Genomic DNA, 14,085 nt, shown 5'->3' on the forward strand with positions numbered 1-14,085 from the left:
ACCGCTGGTTATCGCAAGGGGACTTGGACACCGGGCACGCGCCCGCTGCAGGATCTGTCCCATGAAGACACGCCGGCTCGGAAATTTGCAGGTCCCTGCCATCGGTTACGGCGCCATGGTGCTGTCGCCGGGGATCTACGGAGACATTGACGACACCCGCGCGGAGGCGGCGCTCAAGGCCGCCCTGGACGGGGGCGCCACCCACGTGGACACCAGCGACGCGTACGGCGTGGACGGCCACAACGAGCGCCTGGTGGGCCGCGCGATCAAGGGGCGCAGGGACGAGTTGGTGGTCGCGACCAAGTTCGGCCTGGCGATCCCGGAGGGGGAGCAGAGCCGGTCGCAGCCGGTCGGGTTCGCGTTCGGCGAGCTACGCGTGAACGCTGAGGCCCGCCTCGTCCGCCGCTACGCGGAGCGCAGCCTGCGCAACCTGGACACCGACGTGATCGACCTCTACTACGCCCACTACCCGGACCCGGGCGTACCGATCGAGGACACGGTCGGCGCCATGGCCGACCTTGTACGCGACGGCTTGATCAAGCACGTCGGCCTGTCCAACGTGACGGCCGCGCAACTACGGGCCGCCCACGCCGTGCACCCGGTGACGGCCGTGCAGAACGAGTGGTCGATGTGGCGCCCTATTGATCCGGACGTCCTGTCGACGGCCCGCGAACTCGGCGTCGGCATCGTGGCCTGGAGCCCGCTGGGCACGGGTTTCCTGACCGGCACGGTCCAGTCCTTGGGCGAGGGCGACTTCCGCCACAACGCCCCCCGCTTCTCCGCGGACAACCTGGCGGCCAACAACGACCGCTACGCCCCCATCCGCAGCCTGGCCGCCCAGTTGGGCATCACCCCGGCCCAGCTCGCCCTGTCCTGGCTCCTGCATCAGGACGAGCACGTGGCCACGATCCCCGGCAGCCGCACCCCGTCACACATCGAGGAGAACCTGTCCGCCGCCGACCTGACCCTCCACCCGGACACCCTGGCCAGGATCGACGAGGCCCTCGCCACATTCGAGGTGACCGGCGGCACGCTCCTCTAGGCCACAGGAGCGCTGGACGGCCGGCGTGTGGTGGTGGCGGCCAGGTGGCGCAGCCTGTCCTCCGACTCCGAGCCCGGCTCGGCGGCGAACAGGTCCATCCCCTGCAGCTCCGGATCGCCCGGAAAGCCGACGAGTTCGGCGGACAGCCGCAACTCGCCCACTACCGGGTGGTCCAGGACATAGTCGCGGTGCGTCGCCGCCGCCACGTGGTGCTCGTTCCACAGGCGGCGGAATTCGGGACTTCGGCTGCAGATCGCGTCCACATGCTCCATGATCTGCGGGTGCTTGGGGTAGCGGGCGGCCAGGAGACGGAGCTGGGCCACGTGCTCCTGCGCGAGGCGCGGCCACCCCTCCCCGTGCATGCGCTTGATCTCCTCATCCAGGAACACCAGGTGGCCGATGGTCCTGCGATCCTCGGGGATGGCGGCGAAGTCGGCGAACACCGCGGCCGCCAGTCTGTTCCAGGCGACCACGTTGGCGTGTCGCCCCAGGACAAAGGCGGGGGTGAGGATCATGGAGTCCAGCAGCCGCTGCAGCCCCGGCCGCACCGGAGTCTGCGGGCAGTCGCGGCATCGATGTGCCGGGTGGGCCAGGGCGTGCAGATAAGTCCGCTCGTCCGCGGTGAGCCGCAGCACGTCGGCGATGGAATCCAGCACTTCAGCCGACACGTTCTGGCTGCGGCCCTGCTCCAACCGGGTGTAGTGGGCGACGCTCACTCCGGCGAGCAGCGCCAGCTCCTCGCGGCGCAGCCCGCGCACCCGCCGCGTCCCGTGGTTCTTGTACGGCACACCGGCGTCCTCCGGCCGCAGCCGCGCCCTGCGGGACTTGAGGAACTCGCTCAGTTCGGTTTCACGATCCACATCGATCCACCCTAAGCAAGGTTTGAGTAGTCAACGCACGGGACTGGCTGGGATCCGGAGCCACGATCAGGCTGTCCGGCATGCGACTTCTGATCCCACTCATGCTCCTGGGCCTGGGCAGCATGATCACTGCCCTGGACTTCACCATCGTCTACGTCGCGCTGCCGCAGATCGCACGCGACGTGGGATTCTCGGCCTACTCGCTGCAGTGGGTGGTCAGCGCTTACGCGGTGCCTTTCGGCGGTTTCCTGCTGCTCGGCGGCCGGCTCTGCGACCTGCTCGGAAGGCGGCGGATGTTCGTCCTGGGCATGCTGCTGTATGGCGTCGGCTCCCTCCTCGGTGGGCTCGCTGGCTCTCCAGGTCTGCTGATCTGCGCGCGGGCGGTGCAGGGGCTCGGGGGCGCCGTCCTGATGCCCGCCACCTTGTCGCTGGTGGTCACCATGTTCGACGAAGGGCCGGCGCGCAATCGGGCGATGACCGTGTGGGCGGTCTGCGGCGCCAGCGGACTCAGCCTCGGCGCGCTGCTCGGCGGCCTGCTGACCGGGGTGTTCGGGTGGCCGGCGGTCTTCTTCGTGAATGTACCGCTGACGGCGGTGGGCGCTGTGGCGGCGTTCGCCGTGCTGACCCCTGACGCCGCCCGGCGGATGAGCGGGTTCGACCTGCCCGGCGCGCTCACCGGCACCGCGGGTGTCACGGGGCTGGTGTTCGCCATCGCGCATGGCGCCGAGCAGGGCTGGTTCTCCGCCGGTGCCGTGGCGTCCTTCGCCGCCGCGGCTGCGCTGCTCGCTGCCTTTCTGGCCATCGAGGCCCGTAGCCGCAATCCGCTGATGCCGCTGCGGCTCCTGGCCAACAGGCACACGAGCGCCGCGGCCGGAGCGATCCTGGTCTACGGCCTGACCCTGCAGTGCGTGCCGTACTTCCTCACCCTGCACTTCCAGGACGTCCTCGGTTACGACGCCCTGCGGTCCGGCCTCGCCTTCCTCGGCCCGACGCTCGGGATCACGGCGGGCAATCTGATCAGCGAGCGGCTGATCCCGCGCCTGGGGCTGCGCGGCACGATGATCCTCAGCGTTCTCGTGGGAGTGGCAGGGACCGTAGTGCTGGGGCTGAGCTTGTCCGTCGGCGGATCGTATTCGGGTCTGCTGGCCGGACTCATCGGCTTCGGCCTGGGCGCGGGACTGTCGTTCAACACCATGTTCATCGTCGCCGCGACCGGCGTGGCCGCGCACGAACAGGGCGCCGTCTCCGGGCTCGCCTCCACCGTCCTGCAGGCGGGCAGCAGCGCGGGCTTGGCCGTCCTGGTGGCCGTGGCCGGCCGTGACACCAATGGCCTGACCGGGGAGGCGGTACGCGCCGCGACCGTCGACGGGCTGCGGTCAGCGCTCCTCGTCGCCGCCGTGATCGCCGTCACCGGCGTGCTGGCCGGGCTGACCCTTCCCCGCGCGCCCCGGCGGTCATTGGAGTCCGAAATGGTCAGGTGAATGCCGGGTTTCCCTCGACCAGCGCGGCCAGGTTCGCCAGGGCCATCCGCGTGCCCGTCTCGTTGTCGGCGGCCGGCACGCTGTCGGGGATCCCATCGTGCACGATGACGACCTCGGTGCCGGGACCGGCGTCGGTGAGCGTCGTCGTCATCGTCATGGTGCCGCGCAGCGCGGGATCGTCGGTCTCGAACTCGAGCACCTCCACCACCCGCTCGTCCGGGACCAGCTCCGCGAAGTGGCCATGGTAGGTGTCGGTGTGCGAGGCCGACTTGCCGGTCGGTCCTGGCGCGTCGTAGGTGAGGGAGATCCGGAACGAGCCGCCTACGCGAGCGTGGAACTCGTGGACGTGGCTGCTCATCCCCGCCGGCACCCGCCATTTCCTGATCGCGTCCGCTTCCACGAGCGCCCGGTAGACGGCTGAACGCGGCGCATTCACGTACTGAGAGACCCGCGTCGAGTACATGCGATCGACCTTAGCGACCGACCCGGACAATTCTCAGTGGTGCACTGCGCGCCGCGTCGCGTACCAGGTCTCTCCGGCTGGCTCGCCCGCCAGGTTCCAGCTCCACGACACGGTCGGCGTGATCCGGCTGTAGAGGCCCGGGCCGACCATCCCGACCCGTTCGACCGGCTGCTCGGCCAGTCCGTAGACCCGCACGCCACGCGCGACGAACGGATCGAGCGACAGCAGGTCGTCGACGACCAGGGCCACCTTGAGGTTCCCCGCCTTCAGGTTGCGGAACTTCCGGGTGTTCAGGACCTGCTCGCCGACACCCCCGACCCAGAAGCCCTTCCCGTCGAACTCGAACGCGACCGGCACCACATCGGGCTGCCCGTCCCCGGACACGGTGGACAGCCGGGCGAGCGGCTGCGACTGCAGGTAGGCGATTTCTTCATCGGTGAACGACATGTCTTCTCCTTTCACCGTCCATACGTACGGGATCCGCCGGAATCGACACAGCCGATCTATAGCATGGGCGAAACCGCAGAGCAGGTAGAACGCATCCGTGGCGGGTAGCGGGAGCGGATGCGACTGACGTATACCTCCGACGTCTGGTGGAAAAACGCCGTCGTCTACTGCCTCGACGTGGAGACGTTCAAGGACGGCAACGGCGACGGCGTGGGCGACTTCCGCGGGTTGACGCAGCAGATCGACTACCGAGTTCATGCGCACCGCCCACGACCGCGGCCTGCGGGTGATCGCGGACCTCGTCGTCACCTCCGACCAGCACCCCTGGTTCGCGCAGGCGCGTCAGAGCAAGGACTCGCCGCTGCGGGACTGGTACGTCTGGTCCGACGCCCCCGAGCCGGACGACCCGAGCCAGGTGGTCTTCCCCGACAAGGAGAGCTCCTTCTGGGAGTACGACGAGGAGTCGGGGCAGTACCGTGCCGTTCCTCATCGAGAACGTCAACCCCAAGCTGGCCACCCCGCATGAGTTCCTGGCCGACCTGCGGGCGTTCATGACCAGGCGCAAGGGCGGGTCGATCCTGCTCGGCGAGCGGGCCCGCGCGGACGCGCGCCCGCTCGCCGCCGCCCTGCGCGAGCGCCCCCCAGCCGCCGAAGGACTGCCAGTGGGCGATGTTCCTGCGTAACCACGACGAGCTCACCCTGGACAAGCTGAGCGAGGAGGAGCGGCAGGAGGTCTTCCGGGCGTTCGGCCCGCGCGAGGACATGCAGATTGCCCGGCACACCCGTGATCTTCTATGGCGAGGAGATCGGCATGGGGGAGAACCTCGACGAGGAGGGCCGCATGGCGGTCCGGGGACACCGGCTCCCTCCTGCGCTGGTTCCAGCTCCTCATCGAGCGGTATCGGGAGTGTCCGGAGCTGGCGTGGGGCGACTACACGGTGCTGGACAACGGCCACCACGCCGTCCTGGCGCACCGCTGCGACGTGGACGGCGCCACGGTCGTGGTCGCGCACAACCTCTGCGACACGGCGGTGGACGTAGAGCTCACGCTGACCGGGCTCGAGGACCAGGAGCTGACGGACCTGCCGGAGGACGCCTCGGTCAAATCCCAGTAGGGTCAATCGCCCGTGGCGGCCGGCCAGGCGGACATCGCCAGCGTGGCGATGCGCAGGAGCTCCTCGTGCCCGGCCCCGTCGCGGGACTGCGCTGACATGCCCTGGATCATCGAAGCGTAGAACCCGGCCAGGCCCGCCGTGTCGGTGTCCGCCGGGATGAGCCGGGCCGCCACGTCGTCGTCGATCCGCCGCTTGACCGCCGCCTTGGCCTGCTCCCTGAACCCGCGCAACAGCTCCTCCACCTCCGCGGACTCGGGCCCGCAGTTCACCGCAGCCGAGATGATCAGGCAGCCTCTCGGGTGCTCCTCGCTCGCGTACTCGGCGGCGGCCTCCCGGAGTACCCGCTCGATCGCCTGCCGCCCGGTCGGCTCCTCGGCCAGGGCACGGGTGGTGAAGGCGCCGTAGGTCTCCTGGTAGCGGCGCACGGCCTCCTCGAACAGCCGCCGTTTGTCGCCGAAGGCGGCGTACAGGCTGGGCGGCCTGATGCCCATCGCGGCGGTGAGCGCGGCGATCGAGGTCGCCTCGTAGCCGTGCCGCCAGAACTCCCGCAGGGCGCTCTCCAGCGCCGTGTCCCGGTCGAATGCCCGTTGTCTGGCCATGCACCCATTCTATAGCGATCGCTATGTTATGGTTCTGTATCGATCGCTAAAGAAAGGTGTTCGTCATGAAGACCGCCCTCGTGACGGGAGCGAGCCGGGGGATCGGCCGCGCCATCGCGTTGCGTCTGGCCTCGGACGGCTTCCGTGTGGCCATCACGTACGCCGCCGATGAGAGCGCGGCCAAGGAGGTGGTGGACCTCCTCGGGAACGGCGCTTTCGCCGTTCAGGCGGACCTGGGCGTGCAGGAGGACGTCCACAGGCTCACCGAGCGCCTCCGGCAGGAGACACCCGTGCTCGATGTGCTGGTCAACAACGCGGGCATCGGCTCGTCGGGACCCATCGGACAGGAGACGCCGCAGGCGTACGACCGGGTGTTCGCCGTCAACGTCAAAGGACTGTTCTTCCTCACCCAGCAGGTGCTGCCGCTGATCCCTGACGGTGGCCGGATCGTCAACATCACCTCGGGCGTGGCGCGCATCGCCTTTCCCGAGGGCATCGCGTACGCGATGACGAAGGGCGCGGTGCAGGTGTTCACGCTGGCGCTGGCCAAGGAGCTGGGACCGCGCGGCATCACGGTCAACAACGTCGCGCCCGGCATCATCGACACCGACGCCAACGCGGCCTGGCTACGCGGCAACCCCGACGCGGAGGCGTACGCGGCGAGCCGCCACGCGCTCGGCCGGGTCGGGCAGGCCGACGAGATCGGGAACGCGGTCGCGTTCGCCGCCTCGGAGCAGGCGAGCTTCGTCACCGGCAGCACCATCGACGCCACCGGCGGCGGCAACCTCTAGGAGCACCACGGAAGGCCTGGACCTTCAGAGGTAGGACGGGCCGGTCACCCGGTGCCGGAAGGTCCACCACACCCACCCCTGCGCCGCCACCAGCAGCGGAATCAGCCCCAGGATCACCGGCACCAGCAGGGACCCGGCCGTGCCGGGGTGCAGCGGCAGCCGCAGCCCCGCGAGCATCCCGACGGCCACCAGCGCGGCGGCGGTCAGCGCGTACGTGCGGCCCTCCACGGGCCCGCCGGATCCGCCGGACAACAGGGCGGCCCGCTCCCGCAACACCCCGCGCAGCCGCAGCGCCGCGAACGTCAGCCCGTGCGTGGCGAACAACGCGGCCACTACGAGGGCGGGCAGCAGGGCGATCGGCCCCTGGATGCCCAGCAGCACATGGCTGAGCAGCAGGCCCCAGCTCAGCGCCAGACCCCAGCTGCCCGCCACGGTCGCGCCGTCCCAGAATCCCGCCCACCGCCGGCCCGGCACCCGCCCGCGCAGCCACAGCCCCATGTCCCGCACGACCCACGCCATCAGCAGCGCCACGACCACCGAATAGTTCCCGCTCAGCAGCTCGCCCTCCAACTCGGGGAAGAGCCCCGCGAGCACACCGGCCGTCGCCACCAGCCACACCTCGTTGCCGAGGAAGAACGGCGCGATCGCGGCGATCACCTCGCGCCGCTCGTCCGCCGAGCGCCCCAGGTACGGCAGCGTCATGCCGACCCCGATGTCGGCCCCGGCCAGCACGAGGTAGCCGAGCGCGAAGAAGGCCAGGATGAAGATCTCCATGATCGGCTCCTAGAAACTGAGAACGGGGGCGGCGGGGGTGTCGAGCGGGCGGTCGCCCAGGGCCACGGCGCCGGGCCCGCGCCGGGCGTGCCTGGCCAGCAGCCAGTAGTTGACCAGGATGAGGACGGAGAACACACCGGTGAAGGCCACGATCGAGAGCCGCATCTGGCCCGCGGTCACCGGCGACATCGCGTCGGACGTCTTCAGCAGCCCGTACACGGCCCAGGGCTGCCGTCCCACCTCACGGAAGATCCAGCCAGAGATCATGGTGACGAACGGCACCGGGATCATCAGCGTCAGCAGCCAGTGCCAGAGCCGGAATCCCCGCACCACCGGCCGGAAGGCCATCAGCAGGAAGCTCAGCAGCGCGACCAGCGTCATCACCACCCACAGCAGCATCATCGTGAGTCCGGCGCCATACACCCAGCCGATCGGCGGCAGGTAGTCGCCGGGCCCGTGCGCGGCGACCATCGCCGCCTGGACCTCGGCCCGCTCGGCGGCCGATCCCGACCAGGCCGCGAGCTTGCTCGGCTGCATGGTCTCGAACCCGAGCCCGCCGAACGTCACCGTGAACATCGTCGCCGGCAGCGCCACCCCGATCCCGAGCCGCAGGGACTTGCGGAAGAAGTCCTGCTCGGCGGTGCGCTTGCGCAGGTGGTACGCGCTCACCCCGGCCATGAAGAACCCGCCGGTGATCATCGCGCCGCCCATCACGTGCCCGAACGCGACCTGTGCCGCCGGGTTGGCCACCATCGCGCCGAAGTCGACCAGCCGCAGCGTGTCGCCGTCCACCACGTGGCCGACCGGGTTCTGCAGGAAGCCGTTCGCGATCATGATCCAGAACGCCGACGCGTAAGCCGTCAGCGTGACGATCCAGATCAGCGCCAGGTGCGCCCACCGATTCAGCTTGTTCCAGCCGAAGATCCACAGGCCCAGGAACGTGGACTCGATGAAGAACGCCACCAGCGTCTCGATCGCCAGCGCCGAGCCGAAGACGTTGCCCGCGTACTCGGTGAGCCCACTCCACGACAGCCCCAGCTGGAACTCCATGACCAGCCCGGTGACGATGCCCATCGCGTAGTTGATGATGTAGAGCTGGCCCCAGAACCGTGTCATCCGCAGGTGGACCGGGCTGCCGGTCAGCGTCGCCCGGGTCTGGATGACGGCCACCAGCGTCGCCAGGCCGAGCGTCAGCGCCACGAAGAGAAAATGCGCGCCCGCGGTGAGCGCGAACTGCAGGCGGGCGAGGTCCACGGTTTCCATGCTCAGAGCATCCGGGCACGGCTATACCCGCCGCGTCCACCTCAGGCGGTCACCTGCGTGCATCCCAGGGATGTATGGAGCCACCCCGGCGTACAACTCAGGGGGTAAGCCAGCCAGGAGTGATCATGCCGGCCTCGTAGGCGAGCACCACGACCTGGGCTCTGTCGCGGACCGACAACTTCGTCATGATGCGGCTGACATGCGTCTTCGCGGTGGCGGGACTGAGCACGAGCCGGGCCGCGATCTCGTCGTTCGACAGGCCCGCGGCCACCAGCGTCATGACCTCGCGCTCGCGCTCGGTGAGCGCGTTGAGCTCGGGTCCCGGCTCGGGGCGCTTGACCCGGCCGGCGAACTCGGCGATCAGCCGCCGGGTGACCGATGGCGAGATCAGCGCGTCGCCCCTGGCCACGACCCGGACCGCGTGGATCAGCTCGGCCGGCTCGGTGTCCTTGACCAGGAAGCCGCTCGCGCCGGCCCGCAGCGCGCCGTAGACGTAGTCGTCCAGGTCGAACGTGGTCAGGATGATCACCTTGACGCCGTCGAGCCGCGGGTCGCCGGCGATCTGGCGGGTGGCCTCCAGGCCGTCGAGCTCGGGCATGCGGATGTCCATCAGCACGACGTCGGGGCGGTGCTCGCGGGCCCCGGTGACGGCCGCCGCCCCGTTGGGGGCCTCGGCGACGACCTCGATGTCGTCCTCGTCGCTGAGTATGGACCGGAACCCGGCCCGGACCAGGGTCTGGTCGTCGGCCAGTAACACGCGGATCATCGCACTCCGTTCAGCGGCAGGCGGGCGACGACGCGGAAGCCGCCCTCGGGGCGGGGGCCCGCCTCCAGGGTGCCGCCGAGCGCGCTCGCCCGTTCGCTCATGCCCTGCAAGCCGAAGCCGCTGCCTCCCTCGTAGGAGGCGCCCGGCCCCTCATCCTCCACGCGGATCATGATATTTCCGGACGTGTTGCTGACGGTCAGCGTGGCCTGGGTCGTACCGGAATGGCGGGAGACGTTCGTCAGCGCCTCCCTGATGATGCGGGTGGCGGCCAGGTCCACCTCGGTCGGCACCGCGTCGAGCGGGCCCGACAGCTCCGTGCGCACCTCCAGGCCGGAGGCGGCGACCAGCGTGTCCAGCCGCGTCAGGCTGTCGGCGGGCGCGGTCGGCGCGTGCTCGTCGACCTGCCGCAGCACCCCGAGCGTGGTGCGCAGCTCGCGCAGCGTCTCCTTGCTGGTGTCCTTGATCGTCCGCAGTGCCGTCTCGGCGTCCTCGGGCCGCTTCTTCAGCCCGTGCAACGCGGCGGCCGCCTGCACATTGATCATCGAGATGTTGTGCCCGAGCACGTCGTGCAACTCGCGGGCGATGCGCAGGCGCTCCTCGCTCTCGCGGCGCATGGCCTCCTCTTCCTTGCTGTGCTCGGCGTCGATCGCGCGCCGCTCGGCCTCCTCCAGGTAGGCGCGCCGGTTGCGGGTGACCCCGCCGAACGCGATGGCCGCCACCACCCAGCCGGCGATCGCGACGAACATGCTGTCGTCCACGTGCCGGGGACCGTCGAGCTCGCCGATCCCCATGCCGAGCAGCAACACCGCGCCCACCGTGATGGCCGCGATGAGGCGGCCCCGGTCGGCGGCGGTGTAGAGGACCAGGAACGCCAGCACGAGCAGCGGCCCGTCGAGCCCCGCCCACGGATAGTAGATGGCGACGGACACGGCCACGACGATCAGCGCCGCCACGGGATAGGCGCGCCGCGCCAGCAGTCCGGCGCAGGCGATGATCGGCAGCACCACATCCAGCCCGTTCGGCTGCCTGGCGCCGCGGAAGGCGTAAGTGATCAACACCCCGGCCAGCACCGCCGCGATCGCCACGAGCGACACGATCGTGCTGGTGGACGGCCTTCGCATGCCTCCCATTCTGTAAGGGTAGAGCCGATGAATGAGCACCAAGGACGAACTCCGGCAGGTCGAAGAGGACCTGGCACGGCTGCGAGCCGAGAACCGGGACATTCGCGAGCAGATGCGCGACATGGGCGTGACCGACCAGATCGAGAAGGCGGCCATCATCAGCCAGGCGGATGAGCAGATCGAGCTGATCGCCGATCTCGAGCTCCGCCGCGACTGGCTGCTCCAGCGGCTGGCCGAGGGAAAGGAGTGATGAGGCGGCTCATCTCCTTAGCGGAGCGCCGACCTCGTGCAGGTGTCGCAACGCCTGCCCGTACGAGTCGAGCAGCCCGGTCTGCAGGTAGCTGACGCCGATCTCCGCGCAGTACTGCTGGACGATGGGTTGCGCCCGGCGCAGGCTCGGGGCCGGCATGTTGGGGAAGAGATGGTGTTCGATCTGGTAGTTGAGCTGGCCGAGCGCCACGTCGGTGAACCAGCCGCCCCTGACATTGCGCGACGTGAGCACCTGCTTACGCAGAAAGTCGAGCTTGTCCTCCTTCGTCAGCACGGGCATCCCCTTATGGTTCGGCGCGAACGTGCTCCCCAGGTACAGCCCGAACAACCCCTGATGCACCACTAGGAACAGCAGCGCCTTGCCGACCGGCAACACCGCGAAGACCGCTCCGAAATACGCCGCGAAATGCACGACCAGCAGCGCCAGCTCTGGTGCGCGCCGCTTGGCCGAGGGCTTGAACAGCGCTTTGACGCTGGCCACGTGAAGGTGCCAGGCCTCGAGGGTGAGTAGCGGGAAAAACCAGTAAGCCTGATATTTCGCGATGAAGCGCGGCAATCCCCGGCTCTTGATGGCCTGATCGGTCGACCAGACGATGACCGCGGGGGAGACGTCCGGGTCGTGGTCCTCATGGTTGGGATTGGCGTGGTGGCGATTGTGCTTGCTGGTCCACCAGCCCCAGCCGAGCCCGACGCCGAGGTTGCCGATCAGCAGCCCCGCCACGTCGCTCGATTGCCGCCTTCTGAAGACCTGCCGGTGCCCGATGTCGTGGGCGACGAACCCGAACTGCGCGAACACCACGGCCAGCGCGGCCGCGACCAGCAACTGCAGCCACGAGTCGCCGAGCCAGGCGAACAGCGTCCAGCAGCCGACGTAGACGACGACGGCGATGGTGATCCGCGTCGCGTAATAAAAGGGACGCCGGTCCAGTAGACCGGCGTCCGCAATGGTGTGGGCTAGTCGGGCGAAGTCGCTTCCCCGAGTGTCGAGCGTGCCAGGGCTGACCACAGGTCTCCTTACCTCGCGGTGCACGTTGCCTCAACCCTGTCGTATCGGGGCGGCGTGCGGTAGCCCGTCTTGTCGCAGGGCTGAGAGCAGTCTCAGCGCCGGCCGCGGGTCCTGGCATGCGGCAGCCCGCGTCAGGAGAAAACCTTGGCCTTGAGCGAGGGGACCCTGTGGACGAGGCGGAGGAAGGACTTGAAGCCCATCCGCGCGATCCGGTTCTCCCCGACGAACTGCTGAGCCGACCGCAGCGAGTCGCGTACGGCGGCGAAGCCGTACTCCCGCATCTCGGCTTCGTACCCGGCGATGGCCTCGATCGGGTCGCTGCCGGCGGTCAGGGCGCGGCACAGCAGGCGGGCGTCGCGCAGGGCGGTGTTCGCGCCGATGCCGCGCATGGGGGTCATGCTGTGGATGGCGTCGCCCAGCAGGGTGATGTTCGTGGCCGGCCAGGGGTCGATCGGGATGGAGGTGCGGATCGGCAGCAGGCTGACGGTGTCGGGATGCGACAGGTCGATCATCCTGCGGAGGTCCGGGTGCCACGACCTGATCATCTGTGCGACGGTGTCCTTGAGCTGCTTGCCCGACATTTCGGAAATGTCGGACGGGAACCGCCCGGCCGCCGCGCCGACCGCCCACAACACGTAACTGCTGGTGTTGTCCATCAGCGCACCCTCCTGCTCGGTCACCCCGATCCCGCCGGCCTGCTCGGTCACCCCGATCTCGTCGGCCGCGGGCGCGAGATCGCTCAGGTCGTGCGGTGCGCAGAACAGCCCGATGCCCTTGGGCGGGATGACGCTGTTCGGCCCGTCCACCAGCCGTGTCGCCAGCAGCTTCCTGGTCTCGTCGGTGAGCGGGAACTTGCCCGCCACGGTCGTGATCCCGGTGTCCACGCGCTCGGCGTGCGGCAGATACTGCCGGCGCACCCGCGAGTTCCCGCCGTCCGCGGCGACCACGATGTCCGCAGTCTCGCTGGTGCCGTCCGCGAAGAACAGCTCCACCCGCCCGTCGGGCAGGCGCTCATACCTCTCGTACGTCTTCCCGAACCGCACGACGTCGTCCAGCCCCGACAGCAGCACCTGCCTGAGCGTGATGCGGCTGACCGAGTGGTGGTCGTCGGCGGGATCGGCGGCCTGGGGCGTCTCGATCAGCGTCAGCAGGTCGAGCTGCTCGGTGAGGAAGCCGAAATCCTGGCCGCCCCGCCCGGTCGTGTCCAGGAAGGACCGCCACAGGTGGTCCGGCAGGCAGTCGCGCAGTGCGCGGGCGCCGTTCGGATCGATGTGCACCCGGTATCCCTGCAGCCGGTCGGCCGGGGTCCGGTCCCGCTCGTAGACGGTCACGTCGCAGCCTGCCTTGCGCAGTCCCTGGGCCAGGCAGAGCCCGCCGATCCCGCCACCGATGATCGCAATGTGGTGTGTCATGGCTCCAACTATCAACCGTTTGGATAATTCTGTCAACCATCCGGTTGGATGATAGAGTTCGGGCATGAGACGAGCACCGGAGGAGAGGCAACGCGATCCCGAGCGCACGAAGGCCCGGATCCTGCAGGCGGCGTTGGAGGAGTTCGCCGCCAAGGGGTTCGCGGGGGCGCGGGTCAACGAGATCGCCGCCAGGGCCGGGGTGAACAAGCAGCTGATCTCGTACTATTTCGGCGGCAAGGAGGGCCTCTACCAGGCGATCACCACCCGCTGGCAGAGTGAGGAGAGCGCGTTCGCCGACCGATCGTCCTCCCTGGGTGCGCTCGTGGCCGGATATGTGCGGGCCAATGCCGAGCGACGGGACTTCGGCAAGCTGCTGGTCTGGCAGGGGCTCACCGACGACGGCCCGCCCGATGCCACGTTCGCCGAGGACGTGCGCCGCGACCTGGAGGGGTTGCGGAAGCGCCAGGAGGCGGGTGAGCTGCCCGCGGATCTCGATCCGGCCGCCGTGCTGGTGGCGTTCTTCGCGATGGCCGCGGCCGGCATCTCGTTCCCGCAGCTGGTCCGGGCCGCCTTCGACCTCGATCCCGCCTCGCCCGAGTTCGCCGGGCACTATGCCGAGCAGCTGGAGAAACTGATCGGGCACCTGGCCGAGGTCACCGATTCGTAAGATCCGCC

The 14,085-nt window shown here is 69.3% G+C and carries 18 protein-coding genes; 8 read left to right on the top strand and 10 right to left on the bottom strand.

The annotated features are described in order from the left end of the window. Window positions 1-61 precede the first annotated feature (61 nt). Window positions 62-1,042, top strand: coding sequence for an aldo/keto reductase (locus OHA25_RS12600; protein WP_327587730.1), 981 nt, complete (start codon window positions 62-64; stop codon window positions 1,040-1,042). Here OHA25_RS12600 and OHA25_RS12605 read toward each other — a convergent pair. Further along, window positions 1,039-1,902: a helix-turn-helix domain-containing protein gene (locus tag OHA25_RS12605; RefSeq protein ID WP_327587731.1), complete on the bottom strand. Its 864-nt coding sequence runs from the start codon at window positions 1,900-1,902 to the stop codon at window positions 1,039-1,041. The two genes, OHA25_RS12600 and OHA25_RS12605, sit on opposite strands and share 4 nt — an antisense overlap. A gap of 80 nt (window positions 1,903-1,982) precedes the next feature. Here OHA25_RS12605 and OHA25_RS12610 point away from each other — a divergent pair, with 80 nt between their 5' ends. Then, complete coding sequence (locus OHA25_RS12610) at window positions 1,983-3,383, top strand: MFS transporter (protein ID WP_327587732.1); 1,401 nt, start codon at window positions 1,983-1,985, stop codon at window positions 3,381-3,383. Here OHA25_RS12610 and OHA25_RS12615 read toward each other — a convergent pair. Then, the gene (locus tag OHA25_RS12615; protein ID WP_327587733.1) at window positions 3,376-3,846 is read right to left on the bottom strand and encodes an SRPBCC domain-containing protein; all 471 of its coding nucleotides are present in this window, start codon (window positions 3,844-3,846) and stop codon (window positions 3,376-3,378) included. The genes OHA25_RS12610 and OHA25_RS12615 overlap by 8 nt on opposite strands. A 33-nt stretch (window positions 3,847-3,879) precedes the next feature. Further along, window positions 3,880-4,293 (bottom strand): PPOX class F420-dependent oxidoreductase, encoded by a 414-nt coding sequence (locus OHA25_RS12620; RefSeq protein WP_327587734.1) that lies wholly within the window; start codon window positions 4,291-4,293, stop codon window positions 3,880-3,882. A gap of 256 nt (window positions 4,294-4,549) precedes the next feature. On the opposite strand from OHA25_RS12620, the gene OHA25_RS12625 reads away from it, so the two are divergent. From OHA25_RS12625 to OHA25_RS12635, 3 genes are all read left to right on the top strand, one after another. Beyond that, entirely contained in the window at window positions 4,550-4,819 is a 270-nt protein-coding gene (locus OHA25_RS12625) for an alpha-amylase family glycosyl hydrolase (RefSeq protein ID WP_327587735.1), read from the top strand. After that, a complete protein-coding gene (locus OHA25_RS12630; protein WP_327587736.1) occupies window positions 4,770-4,976 on the top strand; it encodes a hypothetical protein in 207 nt (68 codons plus the stop codon). Before OHA25_RS12625 ends, OHA25_RS12630 begins: the two co-directional genes overlap by 50 nt. A 111-nt stretch (window positions 4,977-5,087) precedes the next feature. Further along, window positions 5,088-5,408 carry a hypothetical protein gene (locus tag OHA25_RS12635; protein ID WP_327587737.1) on the top strand — a complete coding sequence of 107 codons (321 nt, stop codon included), beginning with the start codon at window positions 5,088-5,090 and terminating at the stop codon, window positions 5,406-5,408. Between the two features lie 2 nt (window positions 5,409-5,410). Here the strand turns inward: OHA25_RS12635 and OHA25_RS12640 are convergent, their stop codons facing one another. Next, entirely contained in the window at window positions 5,411-6,007 is a 597-nt protein-coding gene (locus OHA25_RS12640) for a TetR/AcrR family transcriptional regulator (protein ID WP_327587738.1), read from the bottom strand. Window positions 6,008-6,072: 65 nt separating this feature from the next. Here OHA25_RS12640 and OHA25_RS12645 point away from each other — a divergent pair, with 65 nt between their 5' ends. Continuing rightward, complete coding sequence (locus OHA25_RS12645) at window positions 6,073-6,798, top strand: SDR family NAD(P)-dependent oxidoreductase (RefSeq protein WP_327587739.1); 726 nt, start codon at window positions 6,073-6,075, stop codon at window positions 6,796-6,798. A gap of 24 nt (window positions 6,799-6,822) precedes the next feature. On the opposite strand, the gene OHA25_RS12650 is transcribed toward OHA25_RS12645, so the two are convergent. The 4 genes from OHA25_RS12650 to OHA25_RS12665 form a co-directional block, all read right to left on the bottom strand. Then, on the bottom strand, window positions 6,823-7,572 hold the full coding sequence (locus tag OHA25_RS12650) for a cytochrome d ubiquinol oxidase subunit II (RefSeq protein ID WP_327587740.1): 750 nt from the start codon (window positions 7,570-7,572) through the stop codon (window positions 6,823-6,825). 9 nt (window positions 7,573-7,581) lie between these two features. Then, the gene (locus tag OHA25_RS12655; protein WP_327587741.1) at window positions 7,582-8,835 is read right to left on the bottom strand and encodes a cytochrome ubiquinol oxidase subunit I; all 1,254 of its coding nucleotides are present in this window, start codon (window positions 8,833-8,835) and stop codon (window positions 7,582-7,584) included. A 97-nt stretch (window positions 8,836-8,932) separates the two neighbouring features. Continuing rightward, complete coding sequence (locus OHA25_RS12660) at window positions 8,933-9,601, bottom strand: response regulator transcription factor (RefSeq protein WP_327587742.1); 669 nt, start codon at window positions 9,599-9,601, stop codon at window positions 8,933-8,935. Further along, entirely contained in the window at window positions 9,598-10,722 is a 1,125-nt protein-coding gene (locus OHA25_RS12665) for a sensor histidine kinase (RefSeq protein ID WP_327587743.1), read from the bottom strand. The genes OHA25_RS12660 and OHA25_RS12665 overlap by 4 nt, the downstream gene beginning before the upstream one ends. Before the next feature lie 31 nt (window positions 10,723-10,753). On the opposite strand from OHA25_RS12665, the gene OHA25_RS12670 reads away from it, so the two are divergent. Further along, entirely contained in the window at window positions 10,754-10,972 is a 219-nt protein-coding gene (locus OHA25_RS12670) for a hypothetical protein (RefSeq protein WP_305919608.1), read from the top strand. Between the two features lie 9 nt (window positions 10,973-10,981). Here the strand turns inward: OHA25_RS12670 and OHA25_RS12675 are convergent, their stop codons facing one another. Further along, the gene (locus OHA25_RS12675) at window positions 10,982-11,998 is read right to left on the bottom strand and encodes a fatty acid desaturase family protein (RefSeq protein ID WP_442942103.1); all 1,017 of its coding nucleotides are present in this window, start codon (window positions 11,996-11,998) and stop codon (window positions 10,982-10,984) included. A 131-nt stretch (window positions 11,999-12,129) separates the two neighbouring features. Beyond that, window positions 12,130-13,410 (bottom strand): FAD-dependent oxidoreductase, encoded by a 1,281-nt coding sequence (locus tag OHA25_RS12680; RefSeq protein WP_327587744.1) that lies wholly within the window; start codon window positions 13,408-13,410, stop codon window positions 12,130-12,132. Between the two features lie 64 nt (window positions 13,411-13,474). Between OHA25_RS12680 and OHA25_RS12685 the strand changes: the two genes are divergently transcribed. Then, entirely contained in the window at window positions 13,475-14,077 is a 603-nt protein-coding gene (locus tag OHA25_RS12685; RefSeq protein WP_327587745.1) for a TetR/AcrR family transcriptional regulator, read from the top strand. The last annotated feature ends 8 nt before the right edge of the window (window positions 14,078-14,085 follow it).

This window comes from Nonomuraea sp. NBC_00507 (assembly GCF_036013525.1).
Taxonomy (GTDB): Bacteria; Actinomycetota; Actinomycetes; order Streptosporangiales; family Streptosporangiaceae; genus Nonomuraea.

Coding starts and splice junctions, on each gene's coding strand:
- OHA25_RS12665 (WP_327587743.1), bottom strand. CDS start 10,722: ATGCGAAGGCCGTCCACCAGCACGATCGTGTCGCTCGTGGCGATCGCG.
- OHA25_RS12600 (WP_327587730.1), top strand. CDS start 62: ATGAAGACACGCCGGCTCGGAAATTTGCAGGTCCCTGCCATCGGTTAC.
- OHA25_RS12680 (WP_327587744.1), bottom strand. CDS start 13,410: ATGACACACCACATTGCGATCATCGGTGGCGGGATCGGCGGGCTCTGC.
- OHA25_RS12670 (WP_305919608.1), top strand. CDS start 10,754: ATGAGCACCAAGGACGAACTCCGGCAGGTCGAAGAGGACCTGGCACGG.
- OHA25_RS12655 (WP_327587741.1), bottom strand. CDS start 8,835: ATGGAAACCGTGGACCTCGCCCGCCTGCAGTTCGCGCTCACCGCGGGC.
- OHA25_RS12615 (WP_327587733.1), bottom strand. CDS start 3,846: ATGTACTCGACGCGGGTCTCTCAGTACGTGAATGCGCCGCGTTCAGCC.
- OHA25_RS12635 (WP_327587737.1), top strand. CDS start 5,088: ATGGCGAGGAGATCGGCATGGGGGAGAACCTCGACGAGGAGGGCCGCA.
- OHA25_RS12610 (WP_327587732.1), top strand. CDS start 1,983: ATGCGACTTCTGATCCCACTCATGCTCCTGGGCCTGGGCAGCATGATC.
- OHA25_RS12660 (WP_327587742.1), bottom strand. CDS start 9,601: ATGATCCGCGTGTTACTGGCCGACGACCAGACCCTGGTCCGGGCCGGG.
- OHA25_RS12620 (WP_327587734.1), bottom strand. CDS start 4,293: ATGTCGTTCACCGATGAAGAAATCGCCTACCTGCAGTCGCAGCCGCTC.
- OHA25_RS12645 (WP_327587739.1), top strand. CDS start 6,073: ATGAAGACCGCCCTCGTGACGGGAGCGAGCCGGGGGATCGGCCGCGCC.
- OHA25_RS12650 (WP_327587740.1), bottom strand. CDS start 7,572: ATGGAGATCTTCATCCTGGCCTTCTTCGCGCTCGGCTACCTCGTGCTG.
- OHA25_RS12685 (WP_327587745.1), top strand. CDS start 13,475: ATGAGACGAGCACCGGAGGAGAGGCAACGCGATCCCGAGCGCACGAAG.
- OHA25_RS12625 (WP_327587735.1), top strand. CDS start 4,550: ATGCGCACCGCCCACGACCGCGGCCTGCGGGTGATCGCGGACCTCGTC.
- OHA25_RS12640 (WP_327587738.1), bottom strand. CDS start 6,007: ATGGCCAGACAACGGGCATTCGACCGGGACACGGCGCTGGAGAGCGCC.